Annotated in this window: 20 protein-coding genes; 11 read left to right on the plus strand and 9 right to left on the minus strand. The window is 70.1% G+C overall.

All coding sequences use genetic code 11. From position 1 onward, the window contains the following. Positions 1 to 88: 88 nt before the first annotated feature. Together A5622_RS09830 and A5622_RS09835 are read right to left on the minus strand one after the other, a co-directional pair. The gene (locus A5622_RS09830) at positions 89 to 1,573 is read right to left on the minus strand and encodes an acetyl-CoA acetyltransferase (protein WP_066878182.1); all 1,485 of its coding nucleotides are present in this window, start codon (positions 1,571 to 1,573) and stop codon (positions 89 to 91) included. Between the two features lie 83 nt (positions 1,574 to 1,656). Continuing rightward, positions 1,657 to 4,059 (minus strand): CoA transferase, encoded by a 2,403-nt coding sequence (locus A5622_RS09835; protein WP_066878185.1) that lies wholly within the window; start codon positions 4,057 to 4,059, stop codon positions 1,657 to 1,659. Positions 4,060 to 4,273: 214 nt separating this feature from the next. Here A5622_RS09835 and A5622_RS09840 point away from each other — a divergent pair, with 214 nt between their 5' ends. The 4 genes from A5622_RS09840 to A5622_RS09855 all read left to right on the plus strand — a co-directional run bounded on the left by A5622_RS09840 (position 4,274) and on the right by A5622_RS09855 (position 9,442). Continuing rightward, on the plus strand, positions 4,274 to 5,191 hold the full coding sequence (locus A5622_RS09840) for an undecaprenyl-diphosphate phosphatase (protein WP_066878188.1): 918 nt from the start codon (positions 4,274 to 4,276) through the stop codon (positions 5,189 to 5,191). A gap of 109 nt (positions 5,192 to 5,300) precedes the next feature. Beyond that, positions 5,301 to 6,161: an SDR family oxidoreductase gene (locus A5622_RS09845; protein ID WP_066878190.1), complete on the plus strand. Its 861-nt coding sequence runs from the start codon at positions 5,301 to 5,303 to the stop codon at positions 6,159 to 6,161. 44 nt (positions 6,162 to 6,205) lie between these two features. Next, positions 6,206 to 8,599 carry a phosphoketolase gene (locus A5622_RS09850; protein WP_066878191.1) on the plus strand — a complete coding sequence of 798 codons (2,394 nt, stop codon included), beginning with the start codon at positions 6,206 to 6,208 and terminating at the stop codon, positions 8,597 to 8,599. An 81-nt stretch (positions 8,600 to 8,680) separates the two neighbouring features. Continuing rightward, positions 8,681 to 9,442, plus strand: a complete 762-nt coding sequence (locus A5622_RS09855; RefSeq protein ID WP_066878193.1) for a CPBP family intramembrane glutamic endopeptidase — start codon at positions 8,681 to 8,683, stop codon at positions 9,440 to 9,442. A 6-nt stretch (positions 9,443 to 9,448) separates the two neighbouring features. On the opposite strand, the gene A5622_RS09860 is transcribed toward A5622_RS09855, so the two are convergent. The 6 genes from A5622_RS09860 to modA all read right to left on the minus strand — a co-directional run bounded on the left by A5622_RS09860 (position 9,449) and on the right by modA (position 14,868). Next, a complete protein-coding gene (locus A5622_RS09860; RefSeq protein ID WP_066878194.1) occupies positions 9,449 to 10,477 on the minus strand; it encodes a zinc-binding alcohol dehydrogenase family protein in 1,029 nt (342 codons plus the stop codon). 45 nt (positions 10,478 to 10,522) lie between these two features. Then, the gene (locus A5622_RS09865; RefSeq protein ID WP_066872807.1) at positions 10,523 to 10,825 is read right to left on the minus strand and encodes a GlsB/YeaQ/YmgE family stress response membrane protein; all 303 of its coding nucleotides are present in this window, start codon (positions 10,823 to 10,825) and stop codon (positions 10,523 to 10,525) included. 145 nt (positions 10,826 to 10,970) lie between these two features. Further along, positions 10,971 to 12,068 (minus strand): alanine and proline-rich secreted protein Apa, encoded by a 1,098-nt coding sequence (locus A5622_RS09870; protein WP_066872804.1) that lies wholly within the window; start codon positions 12,066 to 12,068, stop codon positions 10,971 to 10,973. A gap of 121 nt (positions 12,069 to 12,189) precedes the next feature. Continuing rightward, positions 12,190 to 13,293, minus strand: a complete 1,104-nt coding sequence (locus A5622_RS09875; RefSeq protein ID WP_066878196.1) for a sulfate/molybdate ABC transporter ATP-binding protein — start codon at positions 13,291 to 13,293, stop codon at positions 12,190 to 12,192. Further along, on the minus strand, positions 13,290 to 14,090 hold the full coding sequence (locus tag A5622_RS09880; RefSeq protein ID WP_066878198.1) for an ABC transporter permease: 801 nt from the start codon (positions 14,088 to 14,090) through the stop codon (positions 13,290 to 13,292). The genes A5622_RS09875 and A5622_RS09880 overlap by 4 nt, the downstream gene beginning before the upstream one ends. Positions 14,091 to 14,097: 7 nt before the next feature. Continuing rightward, positions 14,098 to 14,868, minus strand: coding sequence for a molybdate ABC transporter substrate-binding protein (gene modA / locus A5622_RS09885; protein WP_066878200.1), 771 nt, complete (start codon positions 14,866 to 14,868; stop codon positions 14,098 to 14,100). 193 nt (positions 14,869 to 15,061) lie between these two features. Between modA and A5622_RS09890 the strand changes: the two genes are divergently transcribed. The 3 genes from A5622_RS09890 to A5622_RS09900 all read left to right on the plus strand — a co-directional run bounded on the left by A5622_RS09890 (position 15,062) and on the right by A5622_RS09900 (position 18,286). Next, on the plus strand, positions 15,062 to 15,739 hold the full coding sequence (locus tag A5622_RS09890; RefSeq protein WP_066878202.1) for an SDR family oxidoreductase: 678 nt from the start codon (positions 15,062 to 15,064) through the stop codon (positions 15,737 to 15,739). Between the two features lie 57 nt (positions 15,740 to 15,796). Next, positions 15,797 to 16,714, plus strand: a complete 918-nt coding sequence (locus A5622_RS09895) for an LLM class F420-dependent oxidoreductase (RefSeq protein WP_066878246.1) — start codon at positions 15,797 to 15,799, stop codon at positions 16,712 to 16,714. Between the two features lie 186 nt (positions 16,715 to 16,900). Next, positions 16,901 to 18,286, plus strand: coding sequence for an NAD(P)/FAD-dependent oxidoreductase (locus A5622_RS09900; RefSeq protein ID WP_066872790.1), 1,386 nt, complete (start codon positions 16,901 to 16,903; stop codon positions 18,284 to 18,286). A 48-nt stretch (positions 18,287 to 18,334) separates the two neighbouring features. Here A5622_RS09900 and A5622_RS09905 read toward each other — a convergent pair whose 3' ends face one another. After that, a complete protein-coding gene (locus A5622_RS09905; protein ID WP_369829231.1) occupies positions 18,335 to 18,757 on the minus strand; it encodes a PaaI family thioesterase in 423 nt (140 codons plus the stop codon). A 319-nt stretch (positions 18,758 to 19,076) separates the two neighbouring features. Here A5622_RS09905 and A5622_RS09910 point away from each other — a divergent pair, with 319 nt between their 5' ends. The 4 genes from A5622_RS09910 (at position 19,077) to A5622_RS09925 (ending at position 23,518) form a co-directional block, all read left to right on the plus strand. Then, complete coding sequence (locus tag A5622_RS09910) at positions 19,077 to 19,496, plus strand: BlaI/MecI/CopY family transcriptional regulator (protein ID WP_066872787.1); 420 nt, start codon at positions 19,077 to 19,079, stop codon at positions 19,494 to 19,496. A gap of 14 nt (positions 19,497 to 19,510) precedes the next feature. Continuing rightward, complete coding sequence (locus A5622_RS09915; protein WP_066878204.1) at positions 19,511 to 20,461, plus strand: M56 family metallopeptidase; 951 nt, start codon at positions 19,511 to 19,513, stop codon at positions 20,459 to 20,461. 100 nt (positions 20,462 to 20,561) lie between these two features. Then, positions 20,562 to 22,031 carry an NADP-dependent phosphogluconate dehydrogenase gene (gene gndA, locus A5622_RS09920; protein ID WP_066878206.1) on the plus strand — a complete coding sequence of 490 codons (1,470 nt, stop codon included), beginning with the start codon at positions 20,562 to 20,564 and terminating at the stop codon, positions 22,029 to 22,031. 50 nt (positions 22,032 to 22,081) lie between these two features. Continuing rightward, a complete protein-coding gene (locus tag A5622_RS09925; RefSeq protein WP_066878207.1) occupies positions 22,082 to 23,518 on the plus strand; it encodes a GuaB1 family IMP dehydrogenase-related protein in 1,437 nt (478 codons plus the stop codon). Positions 23,519 to 23,554: the final 36 nt, after the last annotated feature.

Here is a 23,554-nt window from a genome sequence, read left to right on the forward strand (position 1 = left end):
GCATTCAACAATAGGCAAGTAGGCGTGGGCTACGCGACCGTTGGTCCGGTAACGGTTCGGCCGACCTGGTGTGATGTTGCCGGCCGGGCTATTGCAGCGTCGCGCTGCCGTCCGCGGCGACGGCGGCCTTGGCGCCACCGATGTCCTCCCGCACCGACTCCTGCGCCGCGGCGGGATCGGTGACCACGGCCAGCGCACGCGCCCCGTCGGGCGTACGGACGGCCAGAAAAGCCTTCTCGGGCCGGCCCTCGCGGTCGAACGGGGTCGTCCAGGCCTCCACGGTGCCGATGCCTTCCCACCCGACCGCCGCGTCGGTCGTCGGCTCCCGATCGACGGCGGGTTGCGTGTCTTCCCAACGGAATTCGGCCGGTGGCTCGGTGCTGTACACGCCGAAGCTGTGTTTGGTCAGGTAGCCGCCGTTGGCGGTGATCAGGCCGCGCCGGCCCGGATTGGCCACCAGCAACTCCGCCATGGTGGCGATCGAATGCATCACGTAGTTGCTCCATGGCCCGCCCGCGAACGTCAGACCGCCGGTCACCGTCAGCGGGCGGGCGGGATCGTCGACGCTCAGCCCGAGCTCGGCCGCCGCCACCTGAACCGCGGAGGGGAAGCAGGAGTACAGGTCGACGTAGTCGATGTCGTCGATACCCACGCCGGCCAGCTTCAGCGCCCGCGCGCCGGCGATCCGGATCGCGGTCGAGCGGTGCAGTTCGTGACGTTCGGCGACCGACGGCGTGTCGTGGGCGTCGGTGCCCGCGTGCGGGTAAACCCACCGCTCGGCCGGAATCTTGAGCCGTGTCGCCTCCCCGGCCGAGGTCAGGACCAGCGCCGCGCCCTGGTCGACCATGTTGTTGGAGTTCATCAGCTTGGTGTAGGGCCAGCTGATCATACGGTTCTGCGGACCGGCGCTGCGGATCTCGTCGGCGCTCGACGGCTTGCGGATCCAAGCGTTCGGGTTGTCCACCGCGACGGCGTTGAACCGGGCCCACAGCGCCCCGATGCGCTCGAGGTGATCGTCGATCGACTCGCCGTTCGCGATCCGCAGCGCCTCCTCGAACAGCGGATAGACGTAGGCGGGCCGGTCCAGGGAGATCCTGATCTCGGCGTCACCGGCCATCGGGACGTCGTCGCCGCTGATTTCGGCCATCGGGACCGAGTGGTCCTGCTCGGTCCACACCAGCTTGGCGCCCTTGGCCCGCAACCCGCGCCGGGTGCGCCAGGTTTCGGCGCCGGCCAGCAGCACCACCCGGGCGTGACCCCGCTGGATGTCCAGGCAGGCCTGGTTGACCAGCGACTGTGGCACGTTGCCCCCGACGGGGCTGTACAGCGTGCTGAAGTCCGTCGCCCCGATCCGCTGGCCGAGCAACAGGCCCGGGTCGCGGTATTGGGCCGACAGGATGTTGACGATGCGAATGGAGTCGACGGCCTGGATCACCGCGGGGTCGGCGGCTTGCTCGGCCGCGGCCACCATCAGGTCCATCGGCTCGACCGAGCGGCCTTCCGGGTCGATCTCGTCGCGATGGTTGACCTGGCCGTAGCCGATCAACACCGGGGTCGTGGGGTCGACGCTCATGGGAACGAATTTAGCGTGGCTATGGATCTGGTCCCGGCGGGCCTCGCCGTGGCGCCCGCGGGGTGGCGCTGCGGGCTCGACCGCTAGACGGTGTCGGCCGGGGCGGACAGGACGCCGTCGTCGAGCAGCCGCTGGATGTCCGCGGGGTTCATCCCGAGCACCTCCCGGCAAATCTCGACGGTGTGCTGGCCGGGCAGCGGCGCCGGGGCGTGCCGGGCCGCCGGGATGTGGCGATACGGCGCCGGACCCGTCTCGGCCGGCAACGGATTGTCGATCAGGGGATGCGTCATGGGGCTGTAGACGTTCCGCGCCACCAGCTGGGGGTCCTCGAGCACGTCCGGCGGGCGGTTCATCGGCCCCGCCGGGACCCCGGCCGACTGCAACAGTTCGGCGGCCCGCAAGGGGGTACGGGTGCGGGTCCACCCGGAGACCAGCTCCACCAGCTCGCGGCGATGGGCCAGCCGCGCCTCGCCGGTGGCGAAGCGCGGGTCCTCGGCCCACCCGGCGTGATCGAAAACCCAAGCGGCGCGGCGCCATTCGTCGTCCGACCGGATCGAGATGACGCACCATTCGTCGTCACCGGCGCAGGAATAGACCGCATGCAGCCCGGTGTCCTCGCGGATCTGCGTGACGCCCGCGGCCAGCGCGGCCTCGGTGACGTACAGCGTGTCGAGTTGGTTGACCACGACCTCGGCCTGCGAGATGTGGACGTGGGCGCCCCGGCCGGTCCGGTCGCGGTGGATCAGCGCGGCCAGCGCCGCGATCGCGGTGACCCGGCCCACCACGTGGTCGGGGAAGACCGTCGTCGCGTCGTAGAACCCGTGCCGGCCCGCGGCGGCGTTGTCGGTCGCCTCGTCTGACGTCCAGAGCCGGGTGACCCCGGTGGTGGCGCGCACCAGTGGGCCGTAGCCCAGCCGCGCGCTCCACGGCCCCGTGTCGCCGAACGCGCTGCTTTCGGCCAGCACAATGCGCGGGTTGAGCGCGCGCAGGTCGTCGTAGGAAAACCCCAGTGCCCCAAGGGTCCCCGGCTTGAAGTTGGCGAAGACGGCGTCGGCCTCGGCCACCAGGCGGCCGAAGATCTTCTTGCCCGCGGCGCTGCGCAGATCCAATCCCAGGCCCCGGTTGTTGCGGTGCGTCCAGGCGAACGACTCGCTCATCGCGTCGCCGATCCGGGCCTGCCGCAGTCCGTCCGGGTAATCGACGCTTTCGACTTTGATGACGTCGGCGCCCAGGTCGCCGAACAACCGGCTCAGCTCGCCGCCGGCCACGATGATGCCCAGATCCAGAATCCGCAGCCCGGCAAAGGGATAGTCGCCGAGCCGGCCCGAGGACGACGGCACCACCGACGGGTTGGCGCGCCAATAAGGTTCGTCGCTTCCCGCGGCGGGGACCGGCGTCCGGAAACCCGCGCGGCGGCCGTCGACGACGAAATATCCGGTCGGCACGGCGGTGCGCACGCCGGGGACCAGTTCGGCCTCGGTGATCGCGCCCACCGCCTGGAAGTGTTCGGACCCCAGGATCCGGGCGGGTGTCAGCACCGCGGCGATCGGCACCCCGTTGGCCTGCCCGGCGGCCACCAGATCCTGCATGGTCTGCCCGGCGAACAGCTCCCGGATCAGCTCGCTGATCTGCGGCCAGGCCGTGAACCGCTCGCCGATCGCGTCGAATTTCGGGTCCTGGAACTGTTCCGGCTCCCCCAGCCAGCGCCGCAGGCCGCGCCACTGCCGCGGCGCCATCACACACAGCCGGACGTAGCCGTCCCGGCACGGATAGATCGGGTAGGCGTCCTGGTTCTTCGGCCGGCCCCGCCACCGCCCGCTGCGGCGGACGCCGGCGGCGGCCTGCCCGTGCGCGCCGAACGCGGGATCGAGCGCCATCACGACGGCGTCGAACCAGGAGAAGTCGATGTAATCGCCCGTGCCGCAGCGTAATCGGTTGTAATACGCCGCGAGCGCGGCCCACGCCGCCTGGACGGCGGCGGTCGCCGAAGCGATGCCGTCCGGCGGCAACACGGGCGTGCCGGTGGTGGGGCCCGACCGCGACAGCGCGCCGCACATCGCGTACAGCACCGGATCGGTGGCGCGCCAGGACGACCGCGACCCCGTCGCACCGAAGTCGGTGATCGAGAGCACCACCAGGTGTGGGTAGCGGGCCGCCAGCTCCTCACCGGAGGTCCCGAACATGGCCCCGCGCTCGTCGGCGCCGGTGTCCACCAGGATGTCGGCCTCGGCGGCCAGCTCCAGGAAGCGGGCGCAGTCCTCGTCATCGAACGGGTCGAGCACCGTGCTGCGCTTGTTGGCGTTGTGCACGGCGAACGGAATGCTGGCGCCGCGCAGCGTGGGCAGCGCATCGCGTCCCAGGCATCCGCCCGGCGGTTCCACCTTGAGGACGTCGGCACCCAGGTCGGCGAACAGGCGGGTGACCGCGTCGGCGACGCCGCTCGACAAGTCGAGCACACGCACGGCATCGAGCAGCCCGTCGGCCATCTGGACACCGTACCTGCCTGGTCAGGCGGGTGCCCGTCGGGCATTCCCCATGCGGATCGATCGCCGGAGCGGCCAAAGTGCCGGGTGGGCAAGCTGATTCGGCGCACCGGTGATGGTGGTCGGTGGTCGGTCGAAGACCCGCGCCGGTGCGGCGTCGGCTATCGTCACAGGCCGATTCGCCAGGCCCACCCGTCGTCTCATGGAGGCATCCCGTATGACCGCGCACCTGAGCTACCTCGAGGCCGTGGTGGTCGGCGCCTTCCAAGGCGTCACCGAGCTGTTCCCGGTGTCCAGCCTGGGGCACGCGGTGCTGGTGCCCGCGCTGGCCGGCGGGCGATGGGCCCAGGACCTCAGCGTCTCGGCCCCCAAATCGCCCTACCTGGCGTTCATCGTGGGCCTGCATGTGGCCACCGCCGCGGCGCTGCTGCTGTTCTTCTGGCGTGACTGGGTGCGTATCCTGACCGGGTTCTTCACCTCGCTGCGTCATCGCCGGATCCGGACGCCCGACGAGCGGCTGGCCTGGCTGATCGTGGGCGGCACCATCCCGGTGGGCCTGGCGGGGCTGGCGCTAGAACAGCTGTTCCGCACCACACTGGGCAAGCCGGTCCCCGCGGCGGCCTTCCTGCTGCTCAACGGGATCGCGCTCTACGCGGGAGAAGTGTTGCGCCGGCGGGTCGCGCCCGAACCGGATGGGCCGGCGGCGACCGGCCAGGAACTCGAACACGGCGACGAGGCGTCGGACCGCCGGCTCGCCCAACTGCCGCTGCCCCGCGGCGTGGTGATCGGTGCGGCGCAGATCCTGGCGCTGTTCCCCGGCATCAGCCGCTCGGGAATCACCATCGTCGCCGGGCTGTGGCGGGGCCTGTCGCACGAGGACGCGGCGCGGTTTTCCTTTCTGCTCGCGACCCCGATCATCCTGGCCGCGGGGGTGTACAAGATCCCGGAACTCTTCGGGCCGCTCGGCGCCGGGATCGGGGGTCAGGTGTTGGCCGGCAGCGTCGCCTCCTTCGTCTGCGCCTACCTCGCCGTGCGCTTCCTGACGCGCTACTTCCAGACCCGGACGCTCACGCCGTTCGCGATCTACTGCGCCCTGGCCGGCGGGGCCAGCCTGGTTTGGATTGCCCTGCGCTGAACCGGCGGGCTACCGGTCATCTGGGGATTGTTGCGCGGGGCGACTTCGAGTGGTGTGCTTAGCCCACTGGCGAAGTTGACACCCGTCAAGAATCTGGAGGGGACCGGGAATGGCAGACACGGCTTCCGTCGGCGTGAAGGGCAGGGGCCGGGTGAAAGGCAAGGTCATCGTGATCACCGGCGGCGCCCGGGGAATCGGACTGGCCACCGCGACCGCGCTGCACAAGCTGGGCGCCAAGGTCGCCATCGGCGACGTCGACGAGGTGCGGGTGAAGGAGTCGGGCGCCGACCTGGGCCTCGACGTCTACGGAAAACTCGACGTCACCGACCCCCACTCGTTCGCCGACTTCCTGGACGAGGTCGAGCGGCAGCTCGGCCCGATCGACGTGCTGATCAACAACGCCGGCATCATGCCCGTCGGCCGAGTCATCGACGAGCCGGACGCGGTCACCCGCCGGATTCTGGACATCAACGTCTATGGCGTGATGCTGGGCAGCAAGCTGGCCGCCCAGCGCATGGTCCCCCGCGGCACGGGGCACGTCATCAACGTCGCCTCGCTGGCCGGTGAGCTCTACATCGTCGGCCTGGCCACCTACTGCGCCAGCAAGCACGCGGTGGTCGCGTTCACCGACTCGGCCCGGCTGGAGTACCGCAAGGCCGGGGTGAAGTTCTCCCTGGTGTTACCGACGTTCGTCAACACCGAGCTGGTCGCCGGCACCCCCGGCATGAAGGGCTTCCGCAACGCCGAGCCCGCCGAGATCGCCGACGCGATCGTCAACCTGGTCGCCCACCCCAAGCCGCGGGTGCGGATCACCAAGGCGGCCGGCGCGATGGTGGTCTCCCAGAAGTTCTGGCCGCGTCGAATCGCCGAGGGGCTCAACCGGATGCTCGGCGGCGATCACGTCTTCACCGACGACGTCGACGTGGCCAAGCGGCAGGCGTACGAGGCCCGCGCCCGCGGCGAAGGCTAGCCGCGCACGAGCATTGTGCGCCGAAGGCGCGCACAATCGGCCCAGTGAGCCTAGAAACCCGAACCTCCGTGCCCGCGCAATCTCCGCTCTCCGACGACGAACTCGCTCTCATCGACAAATACTGGCGCGCCGCCAACTATCTCTCGGTGGGGCAGATCTACCTCCTCGACAACCCGCTGCTCACCGAGCCGCTGTCCACCGAACACGTCAAACCGCGCCTGCTGGGGCACTGGGGCACCACGCCCGGGCTCAACCTCGTCTACGCGCACTTGAACCGGATCATCCGCAACCGCGACGCCGACGTGATCTACGTGACCGGCCCGGGCCACGGCGGCCCCGGGCTGGTCGCCAACGCCTACCTGGAGGGCACCTACAGCGAGGTGTACACCGGCATCGAGGAGGACACCGAGGGGCTGCGCAAGCTGTTCCGGCAGTTCTCCTTCCCCGGCGGCATCCCCAGCCACGTCGCCGCGCAGACGCCGGGCTCCATCCACGAGGGCGGTGAGCTGGGCTACGCGCTCGTGCACGCCTACGGCGCCGCGCTGGACAATCCGTATCTGGTGGTGGCCTGCGTGGTCGGCGACGGCGAGGCCGAAACCGGGCCGCTGGCCGCCAGCTGGCACTCCAACAAATTCCTGAACCCGGTGACCGACGGCGCGGTGCTGCCCATCCTGGCCCTCAACGGCTACAAGATCGCCAACCCGACGGTGCTGGCCCGCATCCCGCACGACGAGCTGGAAGCGCTGCTGCGCGGCTACGGCTACCGGCCGATCACGGTTGCCGGGGACGACCCGGCCGACGTGCACCAGCAACTGGTCGCGGCGCTCGACGACGCGTTCGACGACATCGCGGCCATCCAGAGCGCGGCCCGCGGCGGCGGCGAGGTCGAGCGGCCGGTGTGGCCGATGATCGTGCTGCGCACGCCCAAGGGCTGGACCGGACCCAAGGTGGTGGACGGCAAGAAGGTCGAGGGCACCTGGCGCTCGCATCAGGTGCCGTTGTCCGAGACGCACGACAATTCCGAACACCGCGCCCAGCTCGAGGAGTGGCTGCGCAGCTACGCCCCCGAGCAGCTGTTCGACGAAAACGGCAGGCTACGTGAGGAATTGCGGGCCCTGGCGCCCACCGGCGATCGGCGGATGAGCGCCAACCCGCACGCCAACGGCGGCCTGCTGCTGCACGACCTGGACCTGCCGGACTTCCGCGACTACGCCGTGGCCGTCGAGCGGCCGGCGGCCGCCACGCACGAGGCCACCCGGGTGCTGGGCACGTTCCTGCGCGACGTGATCGCCCGCAACCGGGATCGGTTCCGGCTGATGGGGCCCGACGAGACGGCGTCGAATCGGCTCGACGCCGTCTACGGCTCGACCGACAAGGTGTGGCTCTCGGAGGTCGAGCCCGACGACGAACACCTCGCCCCCGACGGCCGGGTGATGGAGGTGCTCTCCGAGCACCTGTGCCAGGGCTGGCTGGAGGGCTACCTGCTGACCGGCCGGCACGGGCTGTTCAACTGCTACGAGGCGTTCGTGCACATCGTCGACTCGATGCTCAACCAGCACGCAAAATGGCTTGCCACCAGCCGGGAACTGCCGTGGCGCCGCCCCATCGCGTCGCTCAACTACCTGCTGAGCTCGCACGTCTGGCGCCAGGACCACAACGGCGCGTCCCACCAGGACCCGGGGTTCATCGACCTCGTCGCCAACAAACGTCCCGAGCTGACCCGCGTCTACCTGCCGCCGGACGGCAACACCCTGCTCTCGGTGGCCGACCACTGCCTGCGCAGCCGCGACTACATCAACGTCATCGTGGCCGGCAAGCAGCCCGCGCTGGCCTACCTCGGCATGGACGACGCCATCGCGCACTGCACCCGCGGCCTGGGCATCTGGGACTGGGCGAGCACCGCCACCGACGAACCCGACGTGGTGCTGGCCTGCGCCGGCGACATCCCCACGCTCGAGACGCTGGCCGCCGCCGACATCCTGCGCCGCGAGCTGCCGGACCTGGGGGTGCGGGTGATCAACATCGTCGACCTGATGCGGCTGCAGCCGGACTCCGAGCACCCGCACGGCCTGCCGGACCGCGAGTTCGACGCGCTGTTCACCCGGGACAAGCCGGTGATCTTCGCCTACCACGGCTATCCCTGGCTGATCCACCGGCTCACCTATAGCCGTACCAACCACGCCCACCTGCACGTGCGCGGCTTCAAGGAGCGCGGCACCACGACCACGCCCTTCGACATGGTGATGCTCAACGACCTGGACCGCTTCCACCTGGTCATCGACGTGATCGACCGGGTGGACGGGCTGGCCAGTCGCGCCGCCATGCTGCGCCAGCGCATGGTCGACGCCCGCCTGGCCGCGCGGATGTACACCCGCGAACACGGCGAGGACGACCCGAAGATCTCCGGCTGGACCTGGTCGCCGAGCGACCAGGGCTGACACCGCGTTTCGGCGCCACCGGGATCGTGACGGCCACCTCGTCGAACGTCGAGGCGGGACCGGCGCCGGTAAGCTGGTCGGATGCTTGACGCCACCGGGACCGCCCGCATCGAGCCCCTGGTGTCCCCGCTGGCGGCGCCGCACCGATTCCGGATCCACCTCGACATCGCCGTCGTCGTCGCGGTGCTGGTGCTGACCAACCTGATCGCGCACTTCACCACGCCGTGGGCGAGCATCGCGACCGTGCCCGCCGCGGCCGTCGGCCTGGTGGTCCTGATGCGGTGGCGCGGCCTGGGCTGGGCGGACCTGGGTCTGGGCCGCGAGCACTGGAAACCCGGCCTCGGTTACGCGGTGGCCGCCGTGGTTGTCGTGGCCGCGGTGATCGCGGTGGGCGTCCTGCTGCCGGCCACCCGGCCGATGTTCATGAACAACCGCTACGCCACCATCTCCGGGGCGCTGATCGCCTCGATGGTCATCATCCCGCTGCAGACCGTGATTCCCGAGGAACTGGCCTTCCGCGGCGTGCTGCACGGAACGCTCAACCGGGCCTGGGGCTTTCGCGGCGTCGCGCTGGCCGGCTCGCTGTTGTTCGGGCTGTGGCACGTCGCGACGTCGTTCGGGCTGACCAGCAGCAACGTCGGCTTCACCCGGCTGTTCGGCGGCGGGATCGTGGGCATGGCCGCGGGGGTGACCGGCGCGGTGCTGGCCACCGGGGCGGCCGGGTTCGTCTTCAGCTGGCTGCGCCGGCGCAGCGGCAGCCTGATCGCGCCGATCGCGTTGCACTGGTCATTGAACGGCCTTGGCGCGCTGGCGGCCGCACTGGTGTGGCACCTGTCCGCCTGACCGGGTTCACACCAGCAGCACCGCCGCACCGGCGATGCGCCCGGCGCTCAGATCCGCCAGCGCCCGATCGGCCTGTCCCAGCGGATATTCCGGCGTCGTCACCTCGATGTGGTGTTTGCTCGCGAAGTCGAGGAAGGCCCGCGCGTCGGCCCGGGTGTTGGACGTGACCGATCGGACCTGGCGTTCCTGGAACAGGTGGCGCTGGTAGTTCAGGGTCGGAATATCGGACAGGTGGATCCCGGCGATGGCCAGGGTGCCGCCGCGGTCCAGCGCCTCGAGCGCGGGCAGCACCAGATCCCCCACCGGGGCAAACAGGATCGCGGCGTCCAGCGGCACCGGCGGCGGATCGGCCGCGCCCTGAGCCGACGCGGCGCCGAGCTGCAACGCCAGTTCCTGCGCCGGGGCTCCGCGGGTCATCACGTGCACCTCGGCGCCTTGCGCCAACGCCACCTGCGCGGTGATGTGCGCGCTGCCGCCGAAGCCGTAGAGGCCCAGGCGGCCGCCGGGTGGCAGCTCGGCGCGCAACAACGAGCGGTAGCCGATGATGCCCGCGCACAGCAGCGGCGCCAGCTCGCTGTCGCTGTAGCCGCTCGGCAGTGGGTGCGCGAATGCCGCCGGGACGGTGGCGAATTCGGCGTAGCCGCCGTCGGCGTCCCAACCGGTGTAGCGGGAGTGGGGGCACAGGTTCTCGTCGCCGCGACGACAGTATTTGCAGACGCCGCAGGTGTGGCGCAGCCAGGCGATGCCGACCCGATCCCCCACCCGGAATTCGCCGGCGGCCTCGGCGCCCATCTCGATGACTTCACCGACCACCTCATGGCCGGGAGTGACGCGGTCGCGGTGCACCGGCAGGTCGCCCTCGGTGACATGCAGGTCGGTGCGGCAGACGCCGCAGGCGCGCACGGCCACCAGCAGTTCGGACGGTCCGGGGCGCGGTATCTCGGTGGTGACTTGCTCCAGCGGGCCGGTGTTCATCGGCCCGGGTCGACGTACGCGCCAGGCGCGCATTGCCGTGGTGGTCACCGGTGGAGGCATCAATCCATCATGCCGCTAACCACCACGGCCGCAACGGGTTAAGCCCTACGTCCTGTGTCGCACCAAGCCGACGACCCAGAGCAGGAGCACGGCGCCGAGCAGCGCGGTGAAGAAGGTGAAGATGATCCCGCCGCCCGCGGTGTTGACGAAGAAGCTCAGGATGAACCCACCAATCAGGGCGCCGACGATGCCGATGACGATGTCCATCAGGATGCCGGCCCCGCTGCCCCGGATGATCCTGCTGGCGAGCGCTCCGGCGAGACCGCCGATGATGATGTAGCCGATCCAGCCGACGCTGGTCAAAGTGGTGGAGCGGGCAAGAAATTCGGTTGCTGCCATGACAGTCATGAAAGTCTCCTTGCAATCGCTGGCAAAGCCCAGCTATTTGCTGGGCGTCATTCCGGTATACCCAGTTTGGGTCACGAAATGAGTGCCGAATCGGAGACGGTTGACCAGTCGGTTTCCGTCGCGGCCGAACCGGTCGGCGGAGCTGTCAGGCCGACAGGGTCTGCTGCGGTGTCGGCGTGGGGGGCGGGCTCACCTCGGAGGCGGGCGCCCCACCCGGAGCCTGCGCCGGTGCTCCGGGCGCCGCGGGGGCCGCGGGAGCCGGCGCTGGGGCACCAGGGGCGGCCGGCGCCGCCGGGGCGGCCGGTGGCACTGCCCCGGGTGCCGGTGCGGGCGCAGCCGGGGCGCCCGGCGCCGCGGGGGTTCCCGGCGCCGGCGCCGGTGCCGCCGGCGGTGTCCACGCCTGGATCGACTCGGTGAGCGCCTTGGCCGCGCCCCGGTCCACCGGGTCGTTCGAGGTTCCGAGCCACACCACGAACCAGCGTTGGGCGGTCCCGCCGTTGGCCGCGCCGATGACCCCGGTCCAGATCTGGCCGTTGGGCTTGGACGCGTCGCTGAACTTCACTTCGTAATACGACGCGCTGCCGGTGCTGCCGTTGCTCCCGGTGAGCGGCGTGGCGTCCTGGTTGATCCGGGTGCCGGGATAGGGCATGAAGAACTCGCCCATGTCCGAGCCCAGCCGCACGGCGGCCTTGGCATTGTTGGCTTCCGCGCTCGCGTAGAGCTTTTGGTCCAGGCGGCCCATCACGATGCGGGTGTCATTGGCGACGGCCGGTGGCTGGTCGGGCGCCGGCGGCGGGCCGGTGACCTTGCTCAGCAGCGCCGAGCCGTAGTCGAGGTGCGACGCGTCCGACTCCACCCAGCCGCCGGGCAGGACGTAGCTGAATCCCCCGACCGCGTTGGTGATCCGCCCGGCGTTCGGATCGGCCGGCGGTGGCGGCGGGGCGTTCGGGTCGACGGGCGGCGGCGGTGCGCCGTTGGGGTTGAGCGGCGGCGGCGGGGCGGCGTTGGGATCGCCGGGTGCCGGTTGCCCGTTCGGCGCCTGGGCGGCCGGCGGCACCGTGGGCGCCGGGGCGCCGGGTGGGGCCGTGGCCGTGGTTGGCGGGACCGGGGTCGGCACCTCGGGATCGGCGTTCGAGGTTGCCGGCAACGCGATGGCGACGGCGCTGGCGCCGGTCACCGTGGTGATTGCCAGGGTCGTCCACAATCCTTTGCGACGGGTCGAGGTCGGATCCACCTGCTCCATGGCGACGAACCTACCGTGTTACCGCTGTGACGCAAGGATGCATTGCGACGAATGCTGCGCGGATTTACCGATGTTGCCAATGTGCAACCTTCGTCGGGCGGCGCGGCCCCGCGCGGCGCCGTCACCGGGCGGCGGGATGCAGCGCCACTTCGTGCGCCTTGACGGAGAACCACACCCGGTCGCCGGGCGCCAACTGCAGCTCCGAAGCGGCGTCGACGGTGATCTCCGCGGCCAGGCCCGGGGCGCCGTCGGGTTGCTGAGTGCCGCGCACCAAGACCGCGGGGCCGCGGACATCCAGCTCCGCGACGGTGACCTCGACGGTGTTGCGGGGGCTGCCGTGCGGCCGATCGCGGTAGACGGCCACCGCCGTCGGCGAAAACACCGCGATCGCATGCTGCTCGGGCGAAAAGGCTTCGCCGCCCTGTGCAGGGGCCGCATACCAGCGGACACCGGAGTCCGCGCGCAGCGAGCCGTCCCGGCCGACGGTTCCGTTCACCAGGTTGATGCCCGCGATCCGGGCCGCGAAATGACTGCGTGGTGCGGTGAGAACGTCTGGCACCGGCCCGATTTCGGCGATTGTGCCCGACTCCAGCACCAGGACGCGATCGGCCAGGGTGAACACGTCCAGCAGGTCGTGGGTGACCAGGACCGCCGCACAGCCGGTGCGGGTGATCACCCTGCGCAGCATGGCCCGGATCGCGGCCGCCGCGGCGACGTCGAGCCCGGCCAGCGGTTCGTCGAGCAGCAACACGTCGGGTTGGGCGGCCAGCGCCCGGGCGATCGCGACCCGCTGCGCTTGCCCGCCGGACAGCTGGCGCGGCTTCCGGTCGGCCAGGCCCTCCGCGTCCACCTCGCGCAGCCACCCCAGCGCCGTGTCGGATCTTGCGGTGCGACCCGCCCGCCACCGCGCCCGACGGCTGTGCGGTCCGAAACCGACGTTGGCGGCAACACTCATGTGCGGGAACAGCAGCGCATCCTGCAGCAGCAGCCCGACCCGGCGGTCGTGTGTCGGCACGCTGACGCCGGCCGCGGTGTCGGTCAGGACCCGGTCCCCCAGCCGCACCACCGCGTGGTCGGGCCGAAGTAGCCCCGCGATGACGTGTAGCACCGTCGATTTGCCGGCGCCGTTGGGGCCGAGCACGGCGAGCACCTCGCCCGCGGATACCTCGAACTCCACGTCCACCCCGCGGTCCGCGACGATCGCGCGCAGCTGCAATTCGCTCACGGTTGCCCCGTGTCGGCCCCGGCCAGCCGGCGGGTGCCCAGGCCCAGCACCGCCAGGGCCGCCACCACCACCAGCAGGATCGACAGCGCCACAGCGGCATTGGCGTCGGTCACCCGCTGCAGGTAGATCTCCAGCGGCAGCGTGCGGGTCACCCCCTGGCGGGATCCCGCGAAGGTCAGTGTCGCCCCGAATTCGCCCAGCGAGCGGGCGAAGGCCAGCACCGCCCCCGACACCACGCCCGGCAACAGCAGCGGCAGGGTGACCCGCCACCACACGACGCTCGGGCGCGCCCCCAGCGTCGCGGCCACCAGCTCGTAGTCGGCGCCGGCGGTGCGCGCGGCGCCCTCGAGGGAGATGACCAGGAACGGCAGCGAGACGAAGGTCTGGGCCAGCACCACGGCGGTGGTGCTGAACGCGATCCCGACACCGGCGGCCTCCAGGTACCGGCCGAGCAGCCCCAGCCGGCCGAACGCGTAGAGCAGCGCGATGCCACCGACCACGGGCGGCAGCACCAGGGGCAGCAGGATCAGCGGCCGCAGCAACCGGACCAACCGCGCCGTGCTGCGCGCCAGCACCAGCGCCATCGGCACGCCGAAGACCACGCACAGCGCCGTGCTGGCGGCGGCGGTCTTCAGGCTCAGCAACAGCGCCGTTTTCGACGACGAGCTGGTGATCAGCGACCAGAAGTGCGGCCAGTCGACCTTGACCGCGATGGCCAGCAACGGCAGCACCACGAAGACGGCCCCCGCCGCCGCGGGGAGGTACACCCAGCGGGGCAGGTCCGTCGGCCGGTGCACGGGCGGCTCAGGGTTTCGCGAAGCCGGCCTGGACCAGGATCTGCTGCCCGGTCGGCGAGGTCACCAAGTCGACGAACTTGTGCGCCTGCGCAGCGAGCGGTGCGTTCTTCAGCACGCCGATGGGATAGACGTTCGCCGCGGCGGCGGCCTCCGGGAAGGCCACGCTCGCCACCTTGGCGCCGGCGTTCTTGGCGTCGGTGACATAGACCAGCGCGGCGTCGGCCTGGCCGCTGGTGACCTTGGTGAGGGCGTCGGTCACGCTGGGTTCCTCGCTGACCGGGTTGAGGCGCACGCCCGTGCGGTCTTCGACGCGGCGGGCCGCCGCCCCGCACGGCACCGGCTGCTGGCAGGTCACCACGTTGAGGCCGGGTCTGGCCAGATCGGCGAAGGAGCCGATTCGCTTGGGGTTGCCCGGAGCGGTGACGATGACCAGGGTGTTCGACGCGAAGTTTGTGGGGTCGCCGGCCAGCAAGCCGGCCTTGCTGACCGCATTCATCTGGGCGGTGTCGGCCGAGGCGAACACGTCGGCCGTTGCGCCCTGCGTCAGCTGGGTCGCCAGATCAGAGGAGCCGGCGAACTCGAAGTCGACGCCCGCGCCCGGATTCTGGGCCGTGAACTGCTGGCCGATCTGGGTGAACGCCGGCTTGAGCGACGCCGCGGCGAACACCACCACCTTGCCGGAGGCCTGCGCGGGCTGCGCGGGCTGCGAACCGCATCCGATCGGCCCCGCTGCCAGCACCGTCGAAACCACAGCGGCCAGGATCCCGATCCGACGCATGGATGCACCCTAGCCCGCCGATAATGCGGTGCGCTCGGCGGTTGAATCGCCGCAAGAAAGTGCGCGGGAAAGTGACGCCCGAATAGTTACGCAACTGATCCGCGCGTCGCGCCGGCGAAAGTTTCGCCGGCTAGCTACTGTCCAGTAACATATCCGGGGACGATGCCATAACGCGCGTGCACACGAGGAGGTCATGGCGGTGGAGGTGCTGGTTACCGGCGGAGACACGGAGCTGGGACGCACGGTGGCCGAGGGCTTCCGCGACGACGGCCACAAGGTGACCCTGGTGGGTGCGCGCAAGAGCGACCTGGAGATCGCCGCCAAGGAGCTGGAGGTCGAGTCGATCGTCTGCGATACCGCCGACCCGGCCAGCCTGGAAGAGGCCCGTCCGCTTTTCCCGCACCACCTGGACACCATCGTCCACGTGCCGGCGCCCACCTGGGAGGCCGGCGACCCGCGCACCTATTCGATCGCCGACACCGCCAACGCCTGGCGCAAGGCCCTTGACGCGGCGGTGCTATCGGCGGTGCTGACCGTCCAGGCCGTCGGTGATCACCTGCGCTCGGGCGGCTCGATCATCAGTGTGGTGCCCGAGAACCCACCGGCCGGCAGCGCCGACGCCGCCATCAAGGCCGCGCTGTCGAACTGGGCCGCGGGCCAGGCGGGCATCTTCGGCACCCGCGGCATCACCGTCAACGTGGTGGCGAGCGGACGCAGCGCCGAGGCCGGCTACGACGGGCTGTCACGCACGCCGGCGCCGGTGTCCGCGGAGGCCGCCCGGTTGGCGCTGTTCCTGACCACCTCGGCGGCCCGCCACATCACCGGCCAGACGTTGCACGTGAGCCACGGCGCGCTGGCCCGTTTCGCCTGACGCGTAACACGCCGCGCGCCCTTCTTTCGGGCAGGGCCGATCGCTACGGTGATTCTCGTGGCTATTCGACTCGGTCTGCAGATTCCCAACTTTTCCTACGGCACCGGGGTTGAACAACTCTTTCCCACCGTCGTCGCCCAGGCCCGCGAAGCCGAATCAGCCGGATTCGACTCGGTTTTCGTGATGGACCACTTCTACCAACTGCCGATGTTGGGTTCGCCCGACCAGCCGATGCTGGAGGCCTACACCGCCCTGGGGGCGCTGGCCACCGCCACCGAGCGGGTGCAGCTGGGCACGCTGGTGACCGGCAATACGTATCGAAACCCGAGCCTGCTCGCGAAGATCATCACCACGCTGGACGTCGTCAGCCAGGGACGGGCGATCCTGGGCATCGGCACCGGATGGTTCCAGCTGGAGCACGACCAGTTGGGCTTCGAATTCGGCACCTTCACCGACAGGTTCAACCGGCTCGACGAGGCCCTGCAGATCATCTTGCCGATGATCTCCGGCGAGCGGGCCACCGTCTCGGGCCAGTGGTACCAGACCAGCGAGGCGTTCGCCAATCCCCGCTTCCGGGAACACATTCCGCTGATGATCGGCGGCAGCGGGGAGAAGAAGACGATCCCGCTCGCCGCCCGGCACTTCGACCACCTCAACGTGATCGCGGGCTTCGACGAACTGCCGCGCAAGGTGGACGCCGTGCGCCGGTCCTGCGAAGAGGTGGGCCGCGACCCCGCCACCCTGGAGACCAGCGCGCTGATCACGGCCCTGATCGACGACAACGCGAGCCTCGACCAGATCCCCGCCGAGATGACGCAGCGCATGGTGGCCGGCACGCCGGACGCGGTCGCCGATCAGCTCAAGTCCAAGGTGATCGACGCGGGCATCGACGGCGTCATCATCAACCTGCCCGCCTACACGCCCGGCGTCATCGAGGCGGCCGGCGCGGCACTGCGTCCGCTGGTGGGCCGGTAGGTCTTTCGCCAGCTCAGCGCCCCGGTCGGCGGAGCATGACGAGTATCACGTTGGGCGACCAGCAGTGATACAGACGATGTGTTTGATTACACATGTTGCCAACTAGGTTTGGGGGTATCCGCCTGACTAGCGTGGTCGTTGACTGCAGTCGCGCGTCCAGGAGCCCCCGTCAGGAGCAGCGGAAACATGAGCCCCCAGCCAGGAACCACAGATGGACCGGAGCGTCGTCACCAGGTCGTCATCATCGGCTCCGGCTTCGGCGGACTGAACGCGGCCAAGAAGCTCAAGCACGCCAACGTCGACATCAAGCTGATCGCCCGGACCACGCACCACCTTTTCCAGCCGCTGCTGTACCAGGTGGCGACGGGCATTGTGTCCGAAGGCGATATCGCACCCCCCACCCGGGTCGTCCTGCGCAGACAGCGCAACGTCCAGGTGCTGCTCGGTGACGTCACCCACATCGACCTGGAGGGCAAGTTCGTGGTGTCCGACCTGCTCGGGCACACCTACGACACCCCCTACGACAGCTTGATCATCGCCGCCGGCGCGGGCCAGTCCTATTTCGGCAACGACCATTTCGCGGAGTTCGCGCCGGGCATGAAGTCGATCGACGACGCGCTCGAGGTGCGCGGCCGGATCCTGAGCGCGTTCGAGCAGGCCGAGCGCTCTCGCGATCCGGAGCGGCGGGCCAAGCTGCTGACGTTCACCGTCATCGGGGCCGGCCCCACCGGCGTCGAAATGGCCGGGCAGATAGCGGAATTGGCGAAGGACACGTTGCGGGGCTCCTTCCGGCACATCGACTCGACCAAGGCCCGGGTGATCCTGCTCGACGCCGCTCCCGCCGTGCTGCCGCCCTTCGGCGACAAGCTGGGTCAGCGGGCGGCGGCCCGGCTGGAAAAGATGGGCGTGGAGATCCAGCTGGGTGCGATGGTGACCGACGTCGACCGCAACGGCATCACGGTCAAGGACTCCGACGGCACCGTCCGGCGCATCGAGTCGGCGTGCAAGGTCTGGTCCGCCGGCGTGTCCGCCAGCCCGCTGGGTCGCGACCTCGCCGACCAGTCGTCGGTCGAACTCGACCGCGCAGGCCGCGTCAAGGTCCTGCCCGACCTGTCGGTCCCCGGCCACCCGAACGTGTTCGTCATCGGCGACCTGGCCGCCGTCGAAGGCGTGCCCGGCGTGGCGCAGGGCGCCATCCAGGGCGCCAAGTACGTCGCCAGCACCATCAAGGCCGAGCTCGGCGGCGCCAACCCGGCCGACCGGGAGCCCTTCCAGTACTTCGACAAGGGCTCCATGGCCACGGTGTCGCGGTTCTCCGCGGTCGCCAAGATCGGCCCGGTCGAGTTCAGCGGGCTGTTCGCCTGGTTCGCCTGGCTGGTGCTGCACCTGGTGTACCTGGTCGGGTTCAAGACCAAGATCAGCACCCTGCTGTCCTGGACGGTGACGTTCCTTAGCACCCGTCGTGGCCAGCTCACCATCACCGAGCAGCAGGCGTTCGCCCGTACGCGGCTGGAACAGTTGGCGGTGGTCGCCGCCGAGGCCAACCGGCCGGCGGCCAGACGCGCCAGCTAGCTTGCCCGACAGCGCAATTCAATGACGGCGGTGTGACGGGCCAACCGCTCAGCGGGCCTCGAGGTTCTGCAGCCGCACCTGACCGCGAGCGACGACGCGGTCGTCGTCGTCGGTGATGGTGACCAACCACAATTGCTGGCTGCGGCCGCGGTGGATCGGCTCGACGGTGCCGTAGACCATGCCCGAGCCGATCGAGCGCAAGAAATCGGTGTTGTTGTTGACGCCCACCACGTTTCCGCCGCCGCGGGTGGCCAGCCAGGTGTAGGCGGCCACGCTCGCCATGCTTTCGATCATCGAGCAGTAAACGCCGCCGTGCACCAAACCCATCGGCTGCAACAGCTTGGGGGTGACCTCGAGTTGGGCCCGCGCACCGTCGGGGCTGAGTTCGGTGAACTGCAGCCCGATCTCGCGGTCGAAGGGTGCGGAGAAGTCCGGCGGGATAATGGCATTCTGCGGCTCTGGCACGTCCATGTGTCTACACCATGGCCCGCAAGCGTTTTCGCCGTGGGACTTTGGCCCCGAAAACGGCTGAGCCCCGTACCTGTTGGCACGGGGCTCGCCGATCGAGTAGACCGGGGGTCGCTGCAGCCCTCAGGACACTCACACGGTCCGTTATCGCTCGACTCGATCAGCATAGGCAAGGCTGCCCTAACTTCGCAAGGGGTATTGTTCTTCTTGTTCGCCCCGGGGGCGCGCGCGTCGGCCGACACCGTGATTTGTCAGCCTTCCGTACGACCGTCGGTAGTAAGCCGGAGTACGCTGGTTTCGACGCTCAGGAGATGAACGAACTATGGCCAAACTGACTCGGCTGGGGGATCTGGAACGGGCCGTCATGGACCACCTGTGGTCCACGCCCGAGCCTCAGACCGTTCGCCAGGTCCACGAGGCGTTGTCGGCGCAGCGCGATCTCGCCTACACCACGATCATGACCGTGCTGCAACGGCTGGCCAAGAAAAACCTGGTCTCGCAGATCCGGGACGACCGGGCGCACCGGTACGCGCCTGTTCATGGTCGCGACGAGCTGGTCGCCGGACTCATGGTGGACGCGCTGGCCCAAGCCGAGGATCCCGGGGGCCGGCAGGCCGCGCTGGTGCACTTCGTCGAACGGGTCGGCGCCGACGAGGCGGAGGCGCTGCGGCGCGCGCTCGCCGAACTGGAAGCCAATCAACGCAATAACTCACCATCTGCTGGCGCTGCACCGGAGGCCTGAGGGACACTGACAGTGTGTCCGCGCTGGCTTTCACCATTCTCGCGGTGCTACTGACCGGTCCGGTGCCGGCGATGTTGGCACGCGCGCGCTGGCCGCTGCGCGCTCCCCGCGCCGCCATGGTGCTCTGGCAGGCGGTCGCACTGGCCGCGGTGCTGTCGGCGTTCAGCGCCGGCATCGCGATCGCCACCCGGCTGTTGATGCCCGGCCGCGACGGGCGACCCACGACCAGCATCGTCGGCGCCGCCGACCGCCTCGGCTGGCCGCTGTGGATCGCGTACGTCAGCGTGTTCGCCCTGACCGTGCTGGTCGGCGCCCGGCTGATGGTCGCCGTGGTCCGGGTGGCCATCGCCAACCGGAAGCGACGGGCCCACCACCGCATGGTGGTCGACCTGGTCGGGGTCGGCCACGGTGCCGCGCTGTCGCAGCCCTGCGCCCGCACCCGCGATCTTCGTGTGTTGGACGTCCCACAACCGCTGGCCTACTGCCTGCCCGGCGTGCGCAGCCGCGTGGTGGTCAGCGAGGGGACGCTGAGCACCCTCGCCGACGCCGAAGTGGAGGCGATCCTCACCCACGAGCGCGCCCACCTTCGGGCGCGGCACGACCTGGTGCTGGAGGCCTTCACCGCCGTGCACGCGGCCTTCCCGCGGCTGGTCCGCAGCGCCAACGCGCTCGGCGCCGTCCAGCTGCTGGTCGAGCTGCTCGCCGACGACGCGGCGGTGCGCGCCGCGGGTCGCGCTCCCCTGGCCCGGGCGCTGGTCGCCTGCGCGTCCGGCCGGGCCCCGTCGGGTGCATTGGCGGCCAGCGGTCCCAGCACGGTGCTGCGAGTGCGCCGCCTGGGCGGACGCGGCAACAGTCCCCTGCTGTCGGCGGCCGCATACCTGGCCGCGGCCGCCGTGTTCGTCGTGCCCACGGTCGCGCTGGCCGTCCCATGGCTCACCGAGCTGCAACGCCTGTTCAACCTCTGACACCGCCGAGAACCGATCACCCCGGGCGCCTGACTGTTCGCTGTGCCACAGTGTCACCGAAAGCTTTTGGTGAAAGTTCTCCAACTTGAGAGGCGACAACATGAGTTCGTCGGATGCCCCCTCCGGATCCAAGACCGGCACCGCGCAGATCGGCGTCACGGGCCTGGCCGTGATGGGTTCGAACATCGCCCGCAACTTCGCCCGGCACGGCTACACGGTGGCCCTGCACAACCGGTCGATCGCCAAGACGGACGCGCTGCTCAAAGAGCACGGCGACGAGGGCAAGTTCGTGCGATCGGAGACCATCGCCGAGTTCCTGGACGCGCTGGAAAAGCCGCGCCGGGTGCTGATCATGGTCAAGGCCGGTGAGCCCACCGACGCCGTCATCAACGAGCTCGCCGACGCCATGGAAGAAGGCGACATCATCATCGACGGCGGCAACGCCCTCTACACCGACACCATCCGCCGGGAGAAGGCCATCCGGGAGCGCGGGCTGCACTTCGTCGGCGCCGGCATCTCCGGCGGCGAAGAGGGCGCGCTCAACGGCCCGTCAATCATGCCCGGCGGCCCGGCCGAGTCGTACGAGTCGCTGGGCCCGCTGCTCGAGGAGATCTCCGCACACGTCGACGGCGTGCCGTGCTGCACCCACATCGGCCCCGACGGCGCCGGGCACTTCGTCAAGATGGTGCACAACGGCATCGAGTACTCCGACATGCAGCTGATCGGCGAGGCCTACCAGCTGTTGCGCGACGGGCTCGGCAAGACCGCCCCCGAGATCGCCGACGTGTTCGCCGAGTGGAACAAGGGCGACCTGGACAGTTTTCTCATTGAGATCACCGCCGAGGTGCTGCGCCAGACCGACGCCAAGACCGGCAAGCCGCTGGTCGACCTCATCCTCGACGAGGCCGAACAGAAGGGCACCGGGCGCTGGACCGTGAAGTCCGCCCTGGATCTCGGCGTGCCGGTGACCGGCATCGCCGAGGCGGTCTTCGCCCGCGCGCTGTCGGGCTCGGTGGCGCAGCGCAAGGCGACCACCGGGCTGGCGTCCGGCCACCTGGGCGAGAAGCCAAGCGACGCAGCGCAATTCATCGACGACGTGAGTAAGGCGCTGTACGCGTCGAAGATCATCGCCTACGCCCAGGGCTTCAACCAGATCCAGGCCGGCAGCGCCGAGTACGACTGGGACATCACCCCCGGCGACATGGCGACCATCTGGCGCGGCGGCTGCATCATCCGGGCGAAGTTCCTCAACCGGATCAAAGAGGCGTTCGACGAAAACCCCGACCTGCCGACGCTCATCGTCGCGCCGTACTTCCGCAGCGCCATCGAGGAATCGATCGACAGCTGGCGCCGCGTCGTGGTGAAGGCCACCGAACTCGGCATCCCGATCCCCGGGTTCTCGTCGGCGTTGTCCTACTACGACGCGCTGCGCACCGAGCGGCTGCCGGCCGCACTCACCCAGGGCCTGCGCGACTTCTTCGGCGCGCACACCTACGGCCGCATCGACGATGACCCGGCCAAGCGTTTCCACACGCTGTGGAGCGGGGATCGCACCGAAGTGCCCGCGTAGCGGGGACAGCACTGGCGTGAAGGGGGCGTGAGTTTGGTGGGGCGACTGCGATGAGGTTTCTCGACGGGCACCGACCCGCATACGACCTGACCTACAACGACGTGTTCGTGATGCCGAACCGTTCGGAGGTCGCGTCCCGCTTCGACGTCGACCTGTCCACCGAGGACGGTTCGGGCACCACGATCCCCGTCGTCGTCGCCAACATGACCGCGGTGGCGGGGCGGCGGATGGCCGAGACGGTGGCACGCCGCGGGGGCCTCGTCATCTTGCCGCAGGACCTCCCCATCACCGCGGTGCAGCAGACGGTGGAGTTCGTCAAGAGCCGCGACCTGGTGCTCGACACCCCGGTGGTGCTCGGGCCCGACGATTCGGTGTCCGACGCCACGGCGCTGATCCACAAGCGCGCGCACGGGGTCGCGGTGGTGACCTTCGAGGGCCGTCCACTAGGCCTGGTCAGCGAGTCATCGTGCCTGGGCGTGGACCGCTTCGCCCGGGTGCGCGACGTCGCCTTGACCGATTTCGTCAGCGCCCCGGTGGGGACCGAGCCGCGCAAGGTCTTCGACCTGCTCGAGCAGTCACCCCTCGGTGTCGCGGTGGTGACGAACGCCGACGGCACGCTGGCCGGCGTGCTGACCCGCACCGGCGCCATCCGCGCGGGGCTGTACACCCCGGCGGTCGACGCGCGCGGGCGGCTGCGGGTGGGCGCGGCCGTCGGCATCAACGGCGACGTCGGAGCCAAGGCGCGGTCGCTGGTCGAGGCCGGCATCGACGTGCTGGTGATCGACACGGCGCACGGGCACCAGGTCAAGACCATCGAGGCGATCCGGACGGTCGCGGCGCTGCAGCTGGGGGTGCCGCTGGTGGCCGGCAACGTCGTCTCGGCCGACGGCACCCGTGACCTGCTGGACGCCGGGGCGACCATCGTGAAGGTCGGCGTCGGGCCGGGGGCGATGTGCACCACCCGGATGATGACCGGTGTCGGCCGCCCCCAGTTCTCCGCTGTTGTCGAATGCGCTTCGGCGGCAAGGGAACTGGGTGGGCATGTATGGGCCGACGGCGGTGTCCGGCATCCGCGGGACGTGGCGCTGGCGCTGGCCGCCGGAGCGTCCAACGTGATGATCGGGTCGTGGTTCGCCGGCACCTACGAGTCGCCCGGCGACCTGATGCGCGACCGCGACGACCAGCCGTACAAGGAGAGCTACGGCATGGCCTCCAAGCGTGCGGTGGTTGCGCGCAGCGGGGCGGACACGGCGTTCGACCGGGCCCGCAAGGCGCTGTTCGAGGAGGGGATTTCGACGTCCCGGATGGGGCTGGATCCGGCCCGCGGCGGGGTCGAGGACCTGCTCGATCACATCACCTCCGGCGTGCGCAGCACCTGCACCTATGTCGGCGCCGCGAACTTGGCGCAGCTGTACGAACGGGTGGTGATCGGGGTGCAGTCGACCGCGGGCTTCGCCGAGGGGCATCCGCTGCCGCAGGGGTGGTGACCCGCGATAGTAAGGCTAGCCTTGCCTAACTATGGC

The sequence above is a fragment of the Mycobacterium sp. 1245801.1 genome (assembly GCF_001673055.1).
Lineage (GTDB): Bacteria > Actinomycetota > Actinomycetes > Mycobacteriales > Mycobacteriaceae > Mycobacterium > Mycobacterium europaeum_A.